Annotated in this window: 14 protein-coding genes; 8 read left to right on the top strand and 6 right to left on the bottom strand. The window is 68.8% G+C overall.

Annotated features, from left to right (window positions below):
- The first annotated feature begins 29 nt into the window (after positions 1-29).
- The 4 genes from O9280_RS04550 (at position 30) to O9280_RS04535 (ending at position 4,620) form a co-directional block, all read left to right on the top strand.
- Positions 30-914, top strand: a complete 885-nt coding sequence (locus O9280_RS04550; protein ID WP_298339366.1) for a carbon-nitrogen hydrolase — start codon at positions 30-32, stop codon at positions 912-914.
- Positions 911-2,122, top strand: a complete 1,212-nt coding sequence (locus tag O9280_RS04545) for a TraB/GumN family protein (RefSeq protein WP_298339363.1) — start codon at positions 911-913, stop codon at positions 2,120-2,122. Before O9280_RS04550 ends, O9280_RS04545 begins: the two co-directional genes overlap by 4 nt.
- Before the next feature lie 111 nt (positions 2,123-2,233).
- On the top strand, positions 2,234-3,352 hold the full coding sequence (gene proB, locus O9280_RS04540) for a glutamate 5-kinase (RefSeq protein WP_298340602.1): 1,119 nt from the start codon (positions 2,234-2,236) through the stop codon (positions 3,350-3,352).
- On the top strand, positions 3,349-4,620 hold the full coding sequence (locus O9280_RS04535; protein WP_298339360.1) for a glutamate-5-semialdehyde dehydrogenase: 1,272 nt from the start codon (positions 3,349-3,351) through the stop codon (positions 4,618-4,620). The genes proB and O9280_RS04535 overlap by 4 nt, the downstream gene beginning before the upstream one ends.
- Positions 4,621-4,656: 36 nt before the next feature.
- Here O9280_RS04535 and O9280_RS04530 read toward each other — a convergent pair whose 3' ends face one another.
- The 3 genes from O9280_RS04530 to O9280_RS04520 are packed head-to-tail and all read right to left on the bottom strand — an operon-like array spanning position 4,657 to position 12,402.
- Positions 4,657-7,761, bottom strand: a complete 3,105-nt coding sequence (locus O9280_RS04530; RefSeq protein WP_298339357.1) for an efflux RND transporter permease subunit — start codon at positions 7,759-7,761, stop codon at positions 4,657-4,659.
- Positions 7,758-11,216, bottom strand: a complete 3,459-nt coding sequence (locus tag O9280_RS04525) for an efflux RND transporter permease subunit (protein ID WP_298339354.1) — start codon at positions 11,214-11,216, stop codon at positions 7,758-7,760. Before O9280_RS04525 ends, O9280_RS04530 begins: the two co-directional genes overlap by 4 nt.
- Before the next feature lie 10 nt (positions 11,217-11,226).
- Positions 11,227-12,402 carry an efflux RND transporter periplasmic adaptor subunit gene (locus O9280_RS04520; protein ID WP_298339351.1) on the bottom strand — a complete coding sequence of 392 codons (1,176 nt, stop codon included), beginning with the start codon at positions 12,400-12,402 and terminating at the stop codon, positions 11,227-11,229.
- Between the two features lie 231 nt (positions 12,403-12,633).
- Here O9280_RS04520 and O9280_RS04515 point away from each other — a divergent pair, with 231 nt between their 5' ends.
- Together O9280_RS04515 and O9280_RS04510 are read left to right on the top strand one after the other, a co-directional pair.
- Positions 12,634-12,957 (top strand): cytochrome c, encoded by a 324-nt coding sequence (locus O9280_RS04515; protein WP_298339348.1) that lies wholly within the window; start codon positions 12,634-12,636, stop codon positions 12,955-12,957.
- 17 nt (positions 12,958-12,974) lie between these two features.
- Positions 12,975-13,358: a c-type cytochrome gene (locus O9280_RS04510; RefSeq protein ID WP_298339345.1), complete on the top strand. Its 384-nt coding sequence runs from the start codon at positions 12,975-12,977 to the stop codon at positions 13,356-13,358.
- Here the strand turns inward: O9280_RS04510 and O9280_RS04505 are convergent.
- Together O9280_RS04505 and O9280_RS04500 are read right to left on the bottom strand one after the other, a co-directional pair.
- On the bottom strand, positions 13,343-14,320 hold the full coding sequence (locus O9280_RS04505) for a hypothetical protein (protein WP_298339342.1): 978 nt from the start codon (positions 14,318-14,320) through the stop codon (positions 13,343-13,345). The two genes, O9280_RS04510 and O9280_RS04505, sit on opposite strands and share 16 nt — an antisense overlap.
- Positions 14,321-14,449: 129 nt before the next feature.
- On the bottom strand, positions 14,450-15,034 hold the full coding sequence (locus O9280_RS04500) for an NfuA family Fe-S biogenesis protein (RefSeq protein ID WP_297866337.1): 585 nt from the start codon (positions 15,032-15,034) through the stop codon (positions 14,450-14,452).
- A 96-nt stretch (positions 15,035-15,130) separates the two neighbouring features.
- Here O9280_RS04500 and O9280_RS04495 point away from each other — a divergent pair, with 96 nt between their 5' ends.
- On the top strand, positions 15,131-15,478 hold the full coding sequence (locus O9280_RS04495) for a 4a-hydroxytetrahydrobiopterin dehydratase (RefSeq protein ID WP_298339339.1): 348 nt from the start codon (positions 15,131-15,133) through the stop codon (positions 15,476-15,478).
- A gap of 33 nt (positions 15,479-15,511) precedes the next feature.
- Here the strand turns inward: O9280_RS04495 and O9280_RS04490 are convergent, their stop codons facing one another.
- The gene (locus tag O9280_RS04490; protein ID WP_298339336.1) at positions 15,512-16,465 is read right to left on the bottom strand and encodes an RluA family pseudouridine synthase; all 954 of its coding nucleotides are present in this window, start codon (positions 16,463-16,465) and stop codon (positions 15,512-15,514) included.
- A gap of 394 nt (positions 16,466-16,859) precedes the next feature.
- Here O9280_RS04490 and O9280_RS04485 point away from each other — a divergent pair, with 394 nt between their 5' ends.
- On the top strand, positions 16,860-19,859 hold the full coding sequence (locus O9280_RS04485) for an Rne/Rng family ribonuclease (protein WP_298340600.1): 3,000 nt from the start codon (positions 16,860-16,862) through the stop codon (positions 19,857-19,859).
- Positions 19,860-19,934: the final 75 nt, after the last annotated feature.

The following is a 19,934-nucleotide window of genomic DNA, read 5'->3' as shown; positions in this document are numbered from 1 at the left end:
ACCGCGCCCGATACGTACCGAGTGACCCCATGAGCCGAATCCTCAAAGTCGCCCTCGTCCAGGAGTTCAATCAGGGCGACGCCGAACCCAACCTCGCGCGCATCGAACAGCGCGTGGCCGAAGCCGCCGCCGGTGGCGCGAAGCTGGTGCTGCTGCAGGAACTGCACAACGGCCCGTACTTCTGCCAGCACCAGAGCGTGGACGAGTTCGATCGCGCGGAAGCCATTCCCGGCCCGAGCACCGAGCGCCTGTCGCAGCTCGCGAAGCAGCATGGCGTTGTGCTGGTGGCCTCGCTGTTCGAGCGCCGCGCACCCGGCCTCGCGCACAACACCGCGGTGGTCTTCGACGCCGACGGCAGCTTCCGCGGCAAGTACCGGAAGATGCACATCCCCGACGACCCGGGCTTCAACGAGAAGTTCTACTTCACCCCGGGCGACCTTGGCTTCACCCCGATCGACACCTCGGTGGGACGCCTTGGCGTGCTCGTGTGCTGGGACCAGTGGTACCCGGAAGCCGCGCGCCTGATGGCGCTGGCCGGCGCCGACCTGCTGCTCTACCCCACGGCCATCGGCTGGGACCCGCGTGACACGGACGCCGAGAAGGAGCGCCAGCGCATGGCGTGGATCCTCTCGCATCGCGGCCACGCGGTGGCGAACGGCCTGCCGGTGCTCACCTGCAACCGCACCGGATTCGAGGCCTCGCCGATCAACGGCCCGGGCATCCAGTTCTGGGGCTCCAGCGCGGTGTTCGGCCCGCAGGGCGAAATCCTTGCCGAGGCCTCGCGCGACGCCGCTGAAGTGCTGTTCTGCGAGGTCGACCTCGCCCGCGGCGAAGCCGTGCGGCGCATCTGGCCCTTCCTGCGCGACCGTCGCATCGACGCCTACGGCGACCTCACCAAGCGATTCCGCGATTGAACAACACGACCCTGCCGGCCGCGCTGGCCGACCAGCCGATCGCCCGCGTCGACCGCGACGGCGTCCGCTACACCCTGCTCGGCACCGCGCACGTCTCACAGGAGAGCGTTGCCGCCGTCGAGACCGCGCTGGCCAGCGGCGCCTTCGACGTCATCGCCGTCGAGCTTGATCCCGCCCGCCATCGCGCGCTGACCGATCCGAACGCACTGGCGAAGCTCGACCTCGTGCAGGCCATCAAATCCGGCAAGGCCGGGCTGCTGGCGGCGAACCTCGCGCTCGCCGCCTACCAGCGGAGGCTCTCCGAGCAACTCGGCGTCGAGCCCGGAGCCGAGCTGAAAGCCGCCGCCGTGGGCGCCACCGCGCGCGGGCTGCCAATGGTGCTGATCGACCGCGATATCGGCCTGACCTTCAAGCGCGCCTGGGGCCGGCTCGGCTTCTGGAAGCGCTCGATGCTCGGCGCCGGGCTGTTCACCAGCCTCATCGTCGACGAGAAGGTCGAAGACGACGCCATCGAGAAGCTCAAGCAGGGCGACGTGCTGGAGGCGAGCTTCGCCGAGTTCGCCGGCCAGAGCCCCGAGCTGTTCGAAGCGGTCATCGCCGAACGCGATCGCTACATGGCCGCCAAGCTGCGCGAGGCCGGTGCCGCGCATCCGGGCAAGCACGTACTGGCCGTGGTCGGCGCGGGCCATCTCGCGGGCCTGACGGCCGCGCTCGAGACCGGCACCACCGAGCCCGCGATGCAGATCGCCGAACTCGAGGCCCTTCCCAAGGACGAGGGCCTGCCCTGGTTCACGATCATCCTCGTGGGCCTGCTGCTCGGCGGCTTCGCCTGGGGCTGGCACCAGGGCGGCATCGAAACCGGCGGCATGGTGCTGCTGCAGTGGGCGGCGATCACCGCCGCGGGCGGCGCCCTCGGCTGCCTCGCGGCCGGCGGACACCCCTTAAGCATCCTCGCGGCGGCCGTGGCCTCGCCGATCACACCGCTGCATCCCGCACTGGGCTCCGGAACGATCAGCGCGCTGGTCGAGGCTTGGGTGCGCAAGCCGGATTACGCCGACTTCCTCGCCCTTCGCGACGACACACGCACGTTGCGCGGCTGGTGGAAGAACCGCGTGGCACGCACGCTGCTGAACTTCTTCCTGACTTCGCTGGGCACGGCGTTGGCGGTGTGGGCGGCGGGCGCCGGCATGATCGCCAAGCTGCTCTGAGCGGACCGCGCGCACGCGTGTCCGCGCCGCCGCGCATGAGTTCGACACCGGAAGTGATTTGACGGCTCGACGACGCTGCGCTCCACTCGGGAGCCCGCCCTTCGAGTGCCGCTGGTGTCCGAGCCCGTCGCCCTGCCCCGCTGGAAACGCGCCGTCCTGAAGGTCGGCAGCAACCTGATCGCGCCCGGCGGGCAACGCCTTTCCACCCGGCACCTGCTGTCGGTCGCCCGCTTCATCGCCGAAGCCCGCGCCGACGATCGCGAGGTCGTGCTCGTCTCCTCAGGCGCCGTCGCCGCCGGGCGCGCGCTTCTGGGCTCGCTGGATGCGCCCGCACTCCCGGCGAAGCAGGCGCTCGCGGCCCTCGGCCAGCCGCGCATGTTCGAGGCCTGGGCCCGCCTGCTCGACGTGCCTTGCGCGCAGGTGCTGCTGGCCTTCGACGACCTGCAGAACCGCCGCCGCTTCGTCAACGCCAAGAACACGCTGCGCGAACTGCTGCGCGCCGGCGTATTGCCGATCATCAACGAGAACGATTCGGTGGCCGTCGACGAGCTCCGACTCGGCGACAACGACAACCTCGCCGCCCACGTGGCGGTGCTGGTCGAGGCCGACCTGCTGGTGATCCTTTCCGACATCGACGGCCTGTACGACGCCGACCCGCGCAAGGTGCCCACCGCGACGCGCATCGCGCGCGTGGCCGCCATCGACGACGCGGTGTTCGCGCTCGCGGGCGGCGCCGGTTCGGCCGTCGGCACCGGCGGCATGCGCACCAAGCTGGAAGCCGCCGCGAAGGCGACGGCTCGTGGCATCCCGACCGTCATCGCCCACGGCGCCAAGGCCGAGGCCCTCGAAGCCCTGGGTCGCGGGCAATGCCCGGGCACCCTGTTCGAGCCCACGGCAACACCGGCCAGCGCCAAGGAGCACTGGATGCGCCATGCGCTGGCGAGCCAAGGCCAACTGCACGTCGATGCCGGGGCACTGCGGGCACTGAAGGAGCGCGGCGCGTCCCTGCTTCCGGCCGGCGTCCGCGGGGTCGAGGGCGCGTTCCGTGCCGGCGATGCCGTCGAAGTGCGGGTGGAGGGCGAAGCGCGGCCCTTCGCCAAGGGCATCGCGCAATACGATGCCTCCGAATTGCGGCGCGTGCTGGGCAAACCGAGCGCTGAGTTGCCGGCCCTGCTCGGCTACGAAGGCCCCGAGACCGTGATCCACCGCGACGACCTGGTGCTGCTGTGACCCCCGACGAAACCCGACTCATCCGCCGCTGTGCGGAAGCCTCGCGCGCCGCTGCGCGCCGCCTCGCCGCGAGCGACGCCGCCACCCGCACTGCGGCGCTCGACGCTATCGCGCTCGCCCTCGAGGCCCGGGAAGCCGCCGTGCTTGCGGCCAATGCGAAGGATCTCGAGGCGGCCGGCGCGGCGGGCCTGTCGGCAGCAATGCAGGATCGCCTGCGGCTCGACCCCGCCCGCTTCGCCGCCCTGGTCGCCGCCGTTCGCGCCGTGAATGCGCTGCCCGATCCCCTGGGCGGAATCGAATGGCAGGCGCCGCGCGCCGATGGCCTCGAAATCGGGCGGATGCGCGCACCGCTCGGGGCCATCGCGATGATCTACGAGTCACGCCCGAACGTGACCGTCGATGCCGCGGTGCTCTGCCTGAAGTCCGGCAACGCCTGCGTGCTGCGTGGCGGCCGGGAGGCCGCGCACAGCAATGCCGCGCTCATCGAGGCCGTGCAGGCCGGCCTGCAGGCCGTCGGACTGCCGGTCGATGCGGCGGTGCTGGTGCCGGTGTTCGACCGCGCGGCGATCGCCGAACTGCTGAAGCATGACGACTGCCTCGCGCTGGTGATCCCACGCGGCGGCGAAGGCTTGATCCGCCACGTCACCGAGGTCAGTCGCGTGCCGGTGATCCGCCACTACAAGGGTGTGTGCCACCTGTACGTCGAAGCCAGCGCCGAACTCGACGCCGCGCTTCGCCTCGTCATCGACGGCAAGTGCGCGCGCCCTTCCGCGTGCAATGCCCTGGAGACGCTGCTGGTCGACGCCGGCGTCGCGGACACCTTCCTTCCGCGCGTTGGCGAGGCCCTAAAGGCCCGCGGTGTCACGCTGCGCGCCTGCCCGCGCGCCCAGCCGCTGCTGCCTTCGGCCACCGCCGCCACGCCGGAGGACTGGGACGCCGAGTACCTTGATCTGGTGCTGTCGGTGAAAGTCGTCGACGGCATCGACGAGGCGCTCGCGCACATCGCCGAGCACGGCTCGCAGCACACCGAGGCCATCGCCACGGCGGACACGGCGTTGGCGGCCCGCTTCCAGCGCGAGGTCGACGCCTCGGCGGTCATGGTCAACGCATCCACCCGCTTCAACGACGGTGGCGAGCTGGGTTTGGGCGCCGAGATCGGCATCTCGACGACCAAGCTGCACGCCTACGGGCCCATGGGCCTCGAATCACTCACCACCCTCAAGTGGATGGTGCGCGGCACGGGGCATACCCGCGCGCCCGTCCTCTGACGCAGCCCCGGGAGAACCGGGGCCTGCGCCGGTTCCTCAGTGAGCGGCGCCGATTTCCCGAACCCCGGCCCATTCGCGGGCACGGCGGAAGGCGGCACCGCTCCAGTTCCCGACGTCATCGAGGATGGCGTAGATCGTCGGCAGGAAGACCAGGCTGACGACCGTCGAGAAGATCAGGCCGCCGACGATGGCGCGTGCCATCGGGTAGTAGCCCGGGCCATCGCCGCCGATCTGCGCGCCGCCGAGCGTCAGCGGAATCATGCCGAGGATCGTCGTGCCCATCGTCATCAGGATGGGCCGCAGGCGTTCGCGACTGCCCTCCACCAGCGCATCGAGGCGGTTGTAGCCCTCGCGGCGCAGGTTGTTGATGTGCTCGATCATCACGATGCCGTTGTTCACCACCACGCCCATCAGCACGAGGATGCCGATCGCCGCCATGATCGTGAACGTGGTGTTGGTGATCACGAAGAACCAGAACACGCCGAAGGCCGAGAACACGATGCTGCTCATGATCGCCAACGGGTACAGCAAGGATTCGAACAGCGCGGCCATGATGATGAAGATCATGATCATGGCGATGAGCGTATTGAAGGCCATCTGCGTACCGGCCTCGTCGTTCCGCTGGAAATCGCCACCGAAACTGAAGCCGTAGCCGGGCGGGAACGTGACCTTCGATAGCACTTCGGTCATCGCCTTGCGAGCATCCTCGTTGGTCTGCTTGTCGCCGAGGTTGGCCGCGATGTTCAGCGACGTGCGACGGTTCTCGCGATTGATCTGCCCGGCGCCACGCTCGATGTCCACCTTCACCATCGACATCAGCGGAACACGGCTGCCGTCCTGGCGCGTCAGCTGCAAGGACTGCAGGTCCTGCACCCGGAACCTGTCCGCACCGGCGAAGCGTGCCCACACCGGCACCTCCTCGCCGCCACCGCGGAACTCGCGAAGCGGCGTACCACGCAGGGCGATGCCGATGTACTGCGCCACTTCCTGGGCGGAGAACCCGTAAGCCGCGGCGCGATCGCGATCCACGCTCACGCGCACTTCGCTGGTTTCGTCGCCGGTATCGATGCGGACATCGCGAAGCTCCGAACGACGGGCGAGCACGGGGACGATTTGCTCGGCGAGCAGCGTCAGCTCTTCGTTGGAGTCGCCATTCAGCGAGACACGGACGCCCTCGTTCTGGCCCCCACCACCGCCACCACCACCGGGGCCACCGCCGCCCTCGATGCCGATCTCGGCCAAGGCGGACTTGGGCAGGATCTTGCGGATCTTCTCCTGCAGCTCCTCGGTCGGGATCAGGTCGCCCTCGGACTTCAGGGTCACGTCGATGCCACCCCAGCCGCGCTCGCTGTAGACCGTGTAGATCTGCTCGATCTGCAGCTCTTCGCGCTTGGCGTCGAGCACCTCTTCCACCTTCAGCATCTCGCCGAACATCTGGTCGAGGCTGTACGAGCCGCGCCAGTCGAAGTAGATGTCGATCTCACGACCAGCATCGTTCTTGAACATGTCGACCTTCATCAAACCGGTCGCGGCGGGAACGATGCTCAGAATGACGATCAGGACGATGCCGAACACCGACCAGCCGCGATGCTCGAGTGACCAGCGCAGGCTGCTCGCATAGTAACGGGTCAACCACGGAACGAAGCCGGTCGTTAGGCCCAAGGAGGGCGGCGTGGACACCTTGGCCGAAAGCATCGGGATCAGGCTCACCGCCACCAACCACGAGGCGAGCAGCGAGATGGTGATCGTCGCCGCGACCTGGCCGAGGAAGATGCTGATCTGGTTGACGTCGCCGAACAGGTTCGGCACGAACACGATGATGCTCGTCAAGGTGCCGGCGCTGATCGCCAGCTGCACGCTCCGCGTGCCCTCGATGGCGCAGCGATACGGATCATTCGGGTACTTCTCGCGGTACTGGTAGATGCTCTCCACCACCACGACCGCGTTGTCCACCAGCATGCCGAGTCCGAGCAACAGACCCATCATGGTGAGGATGTTCAGCGTCAGGCCCATGAAGTACATGATGCCGAGCGTCAACACGATGCAGACCGGGATGGCGAGCGTCACCATCAGGGTGCTCGGCCAATGGCGCAGGAAGTAGAACAGGATGAAGATCGAGAGCAGGCAACCGACGATGCCGGCCTCGGTCAGCTCGCCGATCGAACTCTTCACCGATTCGGCCTGGTCGTCGGCGATCCGCACCTTGATGCCGCGCAGCTCCGGCTCTTTCTCGATCTCGACCATTTCGCGCAGGACGTCGCGCGACATCTGCACGAGGTTGGCGTCGGCCTCGCGCTGGATGTCGATACCCACCGCCGGGCGGCCATCGAGGCGGCGGCCGAAATCGGCGCGCTGCGGCTTCAGCACCACGTCGGCGATGTCGGAAAGCTTCAGGCCCTGGTCGTTGAGGACGAGGTTGCGCAGTTCGTCGAGGTCGCGGATCTCGCCCACGGGCTGCACGCGGATGCGGCGCAGGCCATCATCGATGCTGCCAGCCGACACGGAGAAGTTCACCGCGCGGAGGCGCATCGCCAGGTCGTTCAGGGCGACGTTGTGCGCCCCGAGGCGCACGGGGTCGATCGCCACCTCGACCTCCGGCGCCTCGACGCCGATGATGTCGACTCGCGCCACGCCGGGGATCCGCTCGATCCGGCGCTTGAACAGGCGTTCCAGCATCGCGTACTCGTTGCGCAAGTCGCGGTCGCTGGTGAAGCGCAGGCGCAGCACCGGCTCGTCCGTCGTCGAGAACTTCATGACGAAGTAGCGCTGGAAGTCGTCCGGCAGGTCGGTGCGGATCGCATCGATGCGATCGCGCGCCTCGCTCGCGGCGATGTTGGTGTCGCGCGCCCAGTCGTCGAACTCGAGGAAGATGCCGCCGCCGTCGCCGCGGGCGTTCGACCACATGTTCTTGACGCCGGACAGCGTCGCCAGGGCCTCCTCGGCCGGCCGAACGATGGTGCGCTCCACTTCTTCCGGGGACGCGCCGGCGTAGGGCAACTCGATGTAGATGAACGGCGCCGTGAGGGCCGGGAACTGTTCGAGTGGCAGCTTGAAGGCGGCGATCAGCCCCAACACCATCAGCGAGATATAGAACATGATCGCCGACACCGGACGGCGCAGGCTGAGTTCCGCAAGGCTCATGGCTGCGACTCCCCGACCAGCTTGCCGATCAAGCCGATCTGCTTGTTGCGCTCACCTTCGGCCTTCCACGATTCGTCGCTGCTGCGGTCGAGCAGCTTGTACATCACCGGGATGACGACCAGGGTCAGCAGGGTGGAGACCGTCAGTCCGCCGATCACGGTGATCGCCATCGGCGCCTTCACCTCGGCACCGTCGCCGCCGAAGAAGGCCAGCGGCGCGAAGCCGAACAGCGTCGTCAGGGTCGTCATGACGATGGGACGCAGGCGCGAGTAAGAGCCTTCCACCAGCGCGTCGACCTTGCTCAGGCCCTCGAGGCGCAGCTGGTTGACCTTGTCGACCAGCACGATGGCGTTCTTCACCACGATGCCGACGAGCAGGATCAACCCGATGAAAACCACCACCGACACCGGCGAACCGGACAGCACCAGGGCCAGCACGGCGCCGACCACGGCCAAGGGGATGGTGAAGAGGATGACGAAGGGGTGCAGCAGCGACTCGAACTGCGAGGCCATCACCAGGTAGACGAGGAAGATCGCGAGGCCGAAGGCGAACATCAAGGACTGCAGCGAACGGCCCAGCTCTTCGCTCTGGCCGCCGAAGGCGAGGCGCAGGTCGGTGCCCAGCGGATTCGCCTCGACGAGCTTGTTCACTTCCTCGACCGCAGTGCCAAGGTCGATGTCGCGCAGGTTCGCCGAGATGATCGCCACCCGGGTCTGGTCGACGCGGTTGATCTCGCCGGGACCGATGGTCTCGATCACTTCGGCCACCGCCGACAGCGGCACCGGGCGCTCGCTCTGCGGGTTGATGATGAGGTCGCGGATCTCGGCCACCGAGGCCCGATCCTGCTCCTGCGCACGCACCAGCACGTCGATCTTGCGATCACGGAAGCTGTAGCGCGTGGCCACCTCGCCGCGCACCTTGCGCACGACTTCGTCGGCGATCTGGCGCGTGGTCAGGCCGAGCGCGGCGGCCCGTTCTTGGTCGAAGCGGATCTGCACCTCGGGGAAGCCCTGCTCCACCGTCGATTTCACGTCGGCGAAGTGCGGCGAGGCCAGCATCAGCTCGCGCAGCTTGCGGCCCGCGGCCTCGAGTTCCTCCAGCGACGTGCCGCGGATTTCGATTTCCAGCGGCGTCGACAGGGCCACCAGCTCCGGGCGGCTGAATTTGACCTCGACGTCCGGGTAGCCGGCCATGAAGCCGCGCAGGTCTTCGGTGAGCGCCGCTTCCGTCGTGCGGCTGTAGCCCTGGCCCAGCACGATCGACACGCGCGCGATGTTCTCGCCCGACTCGGTCGGATTGGCGTCGAGGCGCGTGCCCGTCCCGCTGACGCCGAACAGCGCCTTGATGCGGTCGTCGCCGTCGAACTGACCCTGCACGGCGGCAACGAGGCGATCGGTGTCCTGCAACTGGGTGCCGGCGGGCAGCTTCGCGGTCATGTCGAAGCGATCCTGCGCCAGCTGGGGGATCAGGTCGGTACCCAGCGTCGTCGCCATGCCGAGCGAAAGCAGGAAAGCCACGCCCGCGGAACCCAGGACCAGCGCGGGATTGCGCAGGGCCGCGGGAAGGATGCGTCGACGGTAGGACTCGGCGGCGGCGTCGTAGGGACGCAGCACGAATTCACCCACCTTGGCGATGGCGGGCAGGAGGAAGGTGGTGAACCCCCGCCACACCAGCAGCGCGGCGCGAACCGCGAGCAGCGTGAGGAAGGTCAGGGCCCACCACAGCAGCTTGAATGGTGCGAAGACCAGCGCGGCCAGGATGCCGACGATGGCGCCAAGCGCACCCGGGCGACGGACCACCATGCTGGTGTAAGGCGCAGCGAAGCGCTCGCCGGCCTCGACGAAGCTGCGGGGCGGGCGCACCGAGCCCGGCTCGCTCTCCACCGGGAAGCTCATCGGCGCCGTCGCCTTCAACGAACTGAGCATCGGGATCAGGGTCAGCGCGATGACCATCGAGATCAGCAGCGCGATCGAGACGGTCAGCGCCTGGTCCCTGAAGAGCTGGCCGGCGACACCTTCCACGAACACCAGCGGCAGGAACACCGCGACGGTCGTGAGGGTCGTCGCCACCACGGGCATGCCCACTTCCTTGGTGCCGACGATGGCGGCCTCCAGCACGCCCAGGCCCTTCTCGCGGGCCTTGGCGATGTTCTCCAACACCACGATCGAGTCGTCGACCACCATGCCGGTCGCCAGTGCGAGGCCGGCCAGCGACATCACATTTAGCGATAGGTCGAGCTGCCCCATGAAGAAGAAGGTGGCGATGATCGACACCGGGAGCGACAGCGAAATGACGAAGGTGCTCCAGCCGTCGCGGAGGAAGAAGAAGATGATCAGGATGGCGAACAGGCCGCCCATCACCGCTTCCTTCTGCACTTCGCTCAAGGCCGAACCGATGAAGACGGACTGGTCCTCGACGGTGCGCATGGTCAGGCCATCGACCGTGTACTGGCCCGGCACGGTGGCGACCTGCGGCGGGCCGCGGCGCCCACCCTCGGCACCGGGCGTGCGCGGCGCGGTCTCGCGCTCCATGTCGCGCAGGGCCTGCTTGATGGCGTCGGCCACCGCGACGGTGTTGGCGTCGCCTTCCTTGTACAGCGCGACCTCCACCGCTTCGGCAGAACCGATGCGGATGATGGCCTCGCGCTCCTTGTTGCCCTGCTCCACGGTGGCGACGTCGCGCAGGTGGATCGGCACGCCGTTGAGCGTGGTGATCAGCATGTCCCGCATCTGTTGCAGGTTGGCGAACTGGTTCACCGTCCGCACCAGGTAGCGCTGCGAACCTTCCTCGATGCGGCCGCCGGAGATGTTGACGTTCTCCTGCTGGAGGCGCTGCACCACGACGTTGATGTCGAGGTTGAGCTGCGCCAGCTTGTTCTGGTCGATCAGGACCTGGACTTCATCCTCGAGGCCGCCGCCCACCTTCACCGCGGCGACGCCCGGCACGGGCTCGAGGCGACGCTTCAACGTCTCCTCGGCATAGCGGCGGAGGTTCATCAGCTCCTGCGGCGTGGCCTGCGCGCTGGAGGCGGCGATGGCAAGGCGCATGATCGGCTGGGTGCTCGGGTTGAAGCGCAGCAACACCGGAGGCTTCACTTCGAGCGGCAGCTGGAGCAGTTCGAGCTTGTCGCGGACCTCGAGGCTGGCCTGGTCCATGTCGGTGCCCCAGGCGAACTCGAGGACGACGTCGCTCTGTCCCGTGCGCGAAATCGACTTCAGCTTGCGCAGGTTCTTGACCACGCCCACGGCTTGCTCGATCGGCTCGCTGACGAGCGTCTCGATCTCGGCCGGCGCGGCGCCCACGTATTCGGTGCGCACCGTGAGCGTCGGGTAGCTCAGGTCGGGCAGCAGGTTGACCTTCAGGTCGAACAGCGCGATGAAGCCGAACAACACGAGGGTGACGGTCGCCATCGCCACCGTCACGCGACGGCGGGTGGCCAGTTCAATCAGGCTCATGGACAGGCGCTCAGCGGTTGGCGGCGTCGGCCACGGCCGTCGCGGCAGGCGCAGCGGCGGTCGGGTTCAGCACTTCCACCTCGGCCCCGTCGCGCACGGCGACGCGACCCTGGGTGATGACCTGCTCGCCGGCTTCGATGCCGCCCAGCACTTCGGCGTATTCGCCGTTGATGTAGCCGAGCTGGAGCACCTTGCGCACGGCCTTGCCGTTCTCGACCACGAAGACCGCGGATTCGCCCGAGCCTTCGATGAGCGCGATGCGCGGCACCGTCAGCGCGGCGTCGCGTTCGTCGTACACGATGTTCAGGCGACCGAACATGCCGGGGCGCAGCTTGTCCTGGCCGCGGAACACGCCGACGACGCGGAACGTGCCCGTCTGCGAATCCACCACCGGGCTGATGCGGCCGACCTCTCCCTGGAACACCTGGCCCGAGAGCGCATCGACCATCATCCGGATCGGCAGGCCAGGCGTCATCGTGTTCATCTCGCGCTCCGGCACGTTCAGCACGGCCTCGAGGTAGGAGGTGTCGACGATGCGGTACACCGGCGCGTTCAGCGCGATCAGGTTACCGGGCTTAGCCATGCGCTGTGCCACCACGCCGGAAATCGGCGCGGTGATCGTCGTGTAGCTCAGTTCGAGGCGCGCGAGGTCGTAGGCGGCCTTGGCCGATTCGAACTCGTAGCGCAGCTGGTCGTTGGCGTCGGCACTCACCAGTTTGCGTTCGAACAGCTCCTTGGAGCGCTCGAAATTCGCCTGCAGGCGGCGCATCGTGGCCTCGGCGCGGGCGACTTCCAGGCGCGTGCGCTCCGGGTCGATCTGCGCCAGGGCCTGGCCGGCCTCGACGGTGTCGCCTTCTTCGACCAGCACGCGCAGCAGCACGCCGCCGGTCTTGGCCACGACCTGGGCGTCGGCCGGAACCTCGAGGTTCGCCGTGCCGCTGTAGCTGGCCGAGATGCGGCGCTCGGCCACGGCCGCCACCTCGACCGGGACGGCCTCGTTCTTCTTCTCCTCGCCCGGCTTGCCGTCCTCCCCGGCCTCGGCCGTGGTCTCGGCCTCCTCGTCGGTGGCGGCGTCGCCCTCGTCTTCGGAACCGCCCGAGCAGGCGGTCAGGGCAAGCACGGCCGCCAGTCCGAGGACCAGGGCAAAACGCGGGGTGGCGGAGGGGTTCGAGCGTGAAGCGGTCATGGGAAGGCCGTGGTGTGCTGGTTTCATACAACACTGATCCCCGGCCTTCACAAACGCATATGCCAAGAGTCAGCCTGACCTCGCACACAGCCCCGTGGAACGCGGATCAGTGACTCGGCGCACATCGGGGGTGGCCCGAGCCGCGGGCGCATCCTGCGCCATGGCCCTGTCAAGGCGCCGCGCACGGTGGCTATAATCCGCGGGCTTTCCACCCTGACCCCGGATCGTCTGATGCGTCGACTCCTGACCGCCCTGTTCGGCACCGCGCTCGCGTTCGCGATGGCGCCTGCCCACGCCGCCGGCAACGCCGAAAACGGCAAGACGCTGGCCTACACCTGTGCCGGCTGCCACGGCATCCCGGAGTACCGCAACGCGTACCCGAGCTACCACGTGCCGAAGATCGCGGGCCAGAACGAGGCCTACCTCGTCAACGCGCTCAAGGCCTACAAGAGCGGCGACCGCCAGCACCCGACGATGACCGCCCAGGCCTCGAGCTTCTCGGACCAGGACATCGCCGACCTCGCCGCCTACCTGTCGGCCCCGAAGGCCAAGTGACGAAGGACCTCCGCCCCATGCGCCTCCAGACCCTCGCCACCGCATCCCTCCTCCTCTTCGCCGGCACCGTGCTCGCCGTTGGTGCGCCGAAGGGCGACATCGCCGCCGGCAAGCAGCGCTTCGAAGCCACGCCGGAAGGCGGCCAGTCCTGCGCCAGCTGCCACCTCGAAGGCGGCGCCAAGTCGATCGACGGCAACACGCCGCTGCTCGCCGGCCAGTACGCCGATTACCTCGAGAAGGCGCTCAAGGACTACCGCTCCGGCGCTCGCGTCAACGTGCTGATGAACGCCCAGGTCAGCGCGACCGAAGGCGCCAACAAGCTCAGCGACGGAGACATCCAGAACATCGCCGCCTACCTCGCCGCGCAGCCGCAGGCGGTGGAGATCTACAAGGCACGTTGATCGTCGGAACGCGCCTCCTCCGGCGCGATTCGCTCTTCGGGAAGCCCGGCCTCGCGCCGGGCTTCGTCGTTTGCGGCCGCATCGTCGGGCGAATTGCCCGCGGAGTCGGTGCCAGAACTGCACAGAGCCGACAACCGGTCGAGGAAATAGGCCACCTGCACGGCCTCCTCGGCGTCCTCCAGGGCCTGCCGCAGTTCGCGGCACTGGACCCGGTTCGAACGGTCCCAAGGGGCGGGCGGCGGACGCTGCACGATCACCCCGGTGCCGCCGTTGCGGACGATCGTGCAAGCTCCCGCGACACCGGCCACGGTTCCGCAGACCAGCGAGAACTTGGCGTTGAGCGGCACCGACACCTTCCCCGAGGCCTTCTCCACGAGCCGCCCGAGCCAGTCGTCGATGAGGTTGCCGCGCGGTCGCCACGCATGCGCGAAACGCGACGGATTCGGATCGAGCGCCCGCGGACGGTAGAACACGTCGTCCTCGCTGCCGTCGCCGGGCGTGTAGTAGTCGCCTTCGCGCGGCGGCGGCTTCGCCGAATACAGGTTCTCCTGCGGCAGCAGTGCGCGCGCCTCGTCATCGAGATACGGGATCGTGCGCGCCACGGGCGCCGGTGCGGGCACGGCGGCTACGGTCGTCTCCGGCGAGGCGGCGTCGACCGGCTCGATCGACGGCGCGCGATCCTCCAACGGTGGCACGCCTCGCGGCGCTGCGACGGTGGCCGATGCGTCCACCGTGGCCGCCGCGGTGCGCGGCCGATCCGCAAGCGCCGGCGCGCTGCGCTCCGCGGCCGGGTCCAGCAGATCCACCGGCACCCAGGCCGGGGCCGGCGCGACATCGGCGACAGCCTCGAGAACGACAGGCTCGCTGGGCAGCGTCATCGCCACCACCAGGCCGAGGTGCAAGGCCAGCGACACGGCCCAAGCGAGGCTGCGGCGCCACGAGAACTGCCGGTGTTGCGCCATGCGTGCGGGGGGCCTCGATCACGAAGCGCCCGATGCTGGTGGGCCAGCGCGTAAGCGGCGGTTAAGGCCGCCTTATGGAGACGCGTCGATTCAGCGTCCAGCAGGAAATCGCCGCCGTGGCGCGGCGATTCAGCGCGCGATGTAGGGCGCTTCGCCGGTGCTGTGGTCGGTGGCGTCCCGCACGGCGGTGATGCCGGGGATCTTCGCCATCAGCTGCTTCTCGATGCCCTGCTTCAGGGTGACGTCGGCCATGCCGCAGCCGTGGCAGCCGCCGCCGAATCGCAGCAGCACGACGCCGTCCGCGGTCACTTCCTCGAGGCGCACGTTGCCCTTGTGCGCGGCGAGCTGCGGGTTGATCTCGTTGTCCAGCATCCAGCGCACGCGTTCCGGAATCGACGCGCCATCGGCTGGTGCCGTTCCCTTGATCTTCGGAGCGCGGATGTTGAGCTCACCGCCCGTGGCGTTCGTGCGGTAGTCGATCTCGGCGCCATCGAGGTAGCCCGCGGTGCCGCCGTCGACGAACAGCGTGAAGCCGTCGCAGTCCACGGCCCACTCGTTGCCATCGAGGTCGCTCTTCTCGGCGAACTCCAAGCGGACGTCGGCCTTCGGCGTGCCGGCGTGCAGCGCGGAAAGACGGATGCCCACGGCATCGCCGCCCTGCGTTTCGAGCAGCCGGCGGAAGTGGGTCTGGGCGGATTCGGTGATCTGGATCATGCGCGTATTCTATGCGCCCCCGTGCTTCACCGGCGTCGAGTCGCCATCACGCGACCTCGCCTGACGCGCACGCCGCCCCTGCCGAACGGACCTGCCATGACGACCCTCGCTGAACTCGCCACCGCCCACTGCACGCCGCTGCGCGGCGCGGAGCACCAGTTGTCGCCGGAGCGCGTCGCAGCGCTGCTGGCCGTGCTGCCGGCGGGCTGGCGCCTGATCGACGATGGCCCGGCGATCGAGAAGACCTTCCGCTTCGCCGACTACCACCGCACGATGGCCTACGTGAACGCGCTGGCCTTCATCGCCCACGCGGAAGACCACCACCCCGACCTCGGCGTGCACTACGACCGCTGCGTGGTGCGCTTCTCGACCCACGACGTGGGCGGGCTGTCGATCAACGATTTCGTCTGCGCTGCCAAGGCCGAAGCGCTGCTGCAGCGCTGACCCGCGACGCGGCGGCACAGGACGCCGCGCGCCTCAGGCGAGGCGGTCGAGCACCGCCCTCAGCTCCTCGCTGAGCGGCGCGGTCACGAGGTAGGGCGTCGCGCCACCGTCGAGCGCGAACTCCATCGACGCGGCGTGCAGGAACAGGCGCTTCAAGCCGACCTGCTCGGCGAGACGCTTGTTGGCCTCCTTGTCGCCGTACTTCGGATCACCGGCCACCGGGTGCCCGATATGGGCCGTGTGCACGCGGATCTGGTGCGTGCGGCCGGTCTCGATGCGGATCTCGCAGAAGCTGTGCCCACCGCGACGCTCCAGCACCTTGATGTGGCTGACAGACGCCTTGCCCTCCGGATCGACGCGCACCATCCGCTCGCCGCCCTGCAGCACCGACTTCCGCAGCGGGGCGTCGACGGTGATGGTGCCGTCCGGCACGCGGCCGACCAGCAGGGCGAGGTAGCGCTTGCCCGGGCCCTCGTCGTCCTCGCCGCCGCGCATCAGGGCCTGCAGTTCCAGCAGGGCCGAGCGCTTCTTGGCCAGCACGATGACGCCGGAGGTGTCGCGGTCGAGCCGGTGCACCAGCTCGATCGACTCGTTCGGGCGCAGGGCCCGGAGGCCCTCGATCACCCCGAAGCTCACCCCGGAGCCGCCGTGGGCGGCGATGCCGGAGGGCTTGTTCAGGGCCAGAATGGCCTTGTCCTCGAAGACGATGCTGGCGGCCAGGCGGTCCAGCAGCCCCTTGGGCGCGACCTTGGGCTCCCCCTCCTCGGCCAGACGGACCGGCGGAATGCGCACCTCGTCCCCGGCCTTGATCTTGGTCTCCGGCTTGGCCCGGCCGCCGTTCACCCGCACTTGGCCCGAGCGCACGATCTTGTAAATGATCGAACGCGGCGCGCCTTTCAGCTGGCCCAGCAGGAAGTTGTCGAGGCGCTGGCCGTCGCGGTCGTCCGGAACACGGACGAGGCGAACGCCTCCGGTTTTCTCATTCATGGGCGAGACCGACGGGGTGGGCGGGCCGGGGCGCATCTGTTAAGCTTCGCGCGCAGGCTAAGGTTCTGATTCGCTTGGGAGTTGGCCGAAAGCCCCCTCCCCTGAGTTCCCGTCGAAACGCGACCACGCCCCCCGGGGGCGATCATGTTAGCGGCTTTCGCACGGGCAAACCCGCCCCCTGCCCGAGTGTCCCGAAGGGTTGCCCTTCGGCCACGCGGCTAGCACCGGATCGGCCTGACACACCGACCGGCATCAGTGGAATACAAAGAAGCGCTCCCGCGGGAATGCCCCGACGGTCCGAAGCGCTGGATCGATGCCAGGCGCCGCGCAAGCGGCGCCGGATGACGGGCCCGACCCGGCGTTCCTCGCGGTAGAGCGCATGAGGAACCTGACAATGAAGCGGATGCTGATCAATGCCACGCAGGCAGAAGAACTGCGCGTGGCGATCGTGGACGGCCAGTCCCTGTACGACATCGACATCGAGCAGTCGGCCAAGGAACAGCGCAAGTCCAACATCTACAAGGGCCGCATCACGCGGCTGGAACCCTCCCTCGAAGCGGCGTTCGTCGAATACGGCGTCGACCGCCACGGCTTCCTGCCGCTGAAGGAGATCGCCCGCGAGTACTTCCAGCCGGGGACGAACCCCGACAAGAACACGCTCAAGGAATGCCTGCGCGAAGGCCAGGAAGTCGTCATCCAGGTCGACAAGGAAGAACGTGGCAACAAGGGCGCCGCCCTGACCACCTTCATCTCGCTGGCCGGCCGCTACATGGTGCTGATGCCGAACTCGCCGAATGCCGGCGGGGTCTCGCGCCGCATCGAGGGCGAAGACCGGCAGGCGCTGAAGGAAGCGCTGGACGCCATCAACATCCCCGATGACATGGGCGTCATCATCCGCACCGCCGGCGTCGGCCGCGACGCGGAAGAGCTGCAGTGGGACCTGAACTACCTCCTGCAGGTCTGGCGCGCCATCTGCGACGCCGCCCTGTCGAAGCCGGCGCCGTTCCTGATCTACCAGGAATCCCGCTTGATCGTCCGCGCCCTGCGCGACTACCTGCGCGGCGACGTCAACGAGATCCTCGTCGACACGCAGGCGATGTACGACGAAGCCCGCGAGTTCATGCAGCAGGTCATGCCGAACGCCCTGCGCAAGCTGAAGCTCTACGGCGACCCGATCCCGCTGTTCAACCGCTTCCAGATCGAATCGCAGATCGAGAACGCGTACGAGCGCAACGTCCGCCTGCCCTCGGGCGGCGCGCTGGTCATCGACCAGACGGAAGCCCTCACCTCGGTCGACGTGAACTCGGCGCGCGCCACCAAGGGCGGCGACATCGAGGAAACCGCGCTGCAGACGAACCTGGAAGCGGCCGAGGAAGTGGCCCGCCAGCTCCGCCTGCGCGACCTCGGTGGCTTGGTCGTCATCGACTTCATCGATATGAGCTCGACCAAGGCCCAGCGCCAGGTCGAGGACCGCCTGCAGAACGCCCTGAAGCACGATCGCGCCCGCGTCCAGATCGGCCGCATCTCGCGCTTCGGCCTGCTGGAAATGAGCCGCCAGCGCCTGCGCCCCAGCTTGGGCGAAAGCAGCCAGATGGTGTGCCCGCGCTGCGACGGCCACGGCCGCGTGCGCAGCGTCGAGTCGCTGTCGCTGTCGATCCTGCGCGTGGTGGAAGAGCACGCGATGAAGGAAAACACCGGCCAGGTGCTGGTGCAGGCCCCGTCGCAAATCGCCAACTACCTGCTCAACGAGAAGCGCCGCGCGATCACCGAGATCGAGCAGCGCCACGATGCACCGATCATCATCGTCGCCGACCCGGCGCTCGATATCCCGCACTACACCGTCACGCGCCTGCGCGAGAACGAGCTGGGCGAGGAATCGTCGAAGCCGAGCTACCACCGCACCTCGCCGCGCAAGCTTGAGCTGCATGCGCTGACGAAGAACCAGCTGAACATCCCGCCGGCGCCCGCCGTGACGAAGGTGCAGCCGGTCCAGCCGATGCCGAATCGTCCCGTCGAAACCTTCGATGGCGACGTGGCTCCGGCACCGGCCGCCCCGGTGGCCGCCGCGCCTGTGGCCGCGCCGCAGAAGCGCGGTTTCTGGAGCCGCCTGATGTCGGTGTTCACCGGCGACGACGACGCTCCCGCCGCCGCCCAGGCCGCCGCCACCGGCAAGCCGCAGGGCGAGCGCCCGCGCCGCGAGGATCGCGGCCCGCGCAACGATCGCGGTGGCCAGCGCGGCGATCGCAACGAGCGCGGAAACCGCGGCGACCGCACGAACGAGCGCAGCGATCGTGGCGAGCGCCAGGGCGCCACCACCGGCGAGCAGCCCGCGCCGCGCGGCGAGCGCAATGAGCGCCCGGGCCGCGGCGACCGCCGCGACCGCAACGCGAAGCCGGAGCGGAGCCCCGAAGAGCAGAAGCGCATCGACGAGCAGCGCAAGCTCGAGGAGCAGCGTCGCCTCGAGAAGCAGCAGCGTCGGGAAGAACAGCAGAAGCGCGAGGCCGAGAAGGCCGAACAGCGCAAGCAGGAACCGGGCCGTCGTCCTCAGGAACCGCGCACCAACGCGACCGCCGCAGCCGCAGGTTCCGTCGCGGGCGTGGCCGTGGTCGCCGAGGCCGTGCTCTCCGAGCCGACGCGCCCCGTCGCGAACGCCGCGCCCGGCGAAGGCCTCGCGCCGACGCCCGAGACCGCCGAAGCCATCGTCGAAACGGCGGCCATCGAAGGCGTCGAGACCAACGGTTCGGAAGGCGCCTCGTCGGCTGAAACCGGCACGGGCGGCAAGCGTCGCCGCGGCCGTCGCGGTGGACGTCGCCGCCGTCGCGGCGCCGGCGCGGAAGGTGCCGACGGCACCGCCGCGGGCGATGCGCTGGATGGCGAGGATTTCGGTGACGACGCCGACGGTGATGACGATGGCGAATCGGCGAAGCCCGCCGGCGAGCGCAGCGTCGCCACGGCCTCGACGGTCCTGCTGACCAGCGCCGAAACCGACTTCGACGACCTGCCGGCACCGGCGAAGCCCGCCGCGGCGCCGATCGTGGAACCGGTTGCCGCACCCGCGCCTCCGGCACCCGCGCCCGCCGCCGCAGCAGAACCCGAGGCCGTGGTGGCCGAGGCACCGCAGCCGGCGGACGCCACACCCGTCGTGGAAGCGCTTCCGGAAGCCGTGGAGACGCCGGCTGTCGCCGATCACACTCCAGTGGCGATCGACGTTGCTCCGGTGGTGGTGGAGGCAGCGCCAGCCCCGGCAGTCGAGGCGGCTCCGGTGCCCTCGCCGCTGCAGCGCGACCTGCTCGCCGAACTCGCCGTCACGAGCTCGGCGTCGGAGGTCCCGACGGTTGCTGCGCCGGACGCGGAGAACGCATCGGACCGCAGCGACGGCCCGCGCCCCGTCTGATCAGCCGCGGCCCAGGCCGCGACAGACGTCGCATGCAAAACGGCCCGGTATCCCGGGCCGTTTTCTTTCTCACAC

The organism is Silanimonas sp. (assembly GCF_027531545.1).
GTDB lineage: Bacteria > Pseudomonadota > Gammaproteobacteria > Xanthomonadales > Xanthomonadaceae > Silanimonas.
This window is presented reverse-complemented; position numbering and strand designations above follow the sequence as displayed.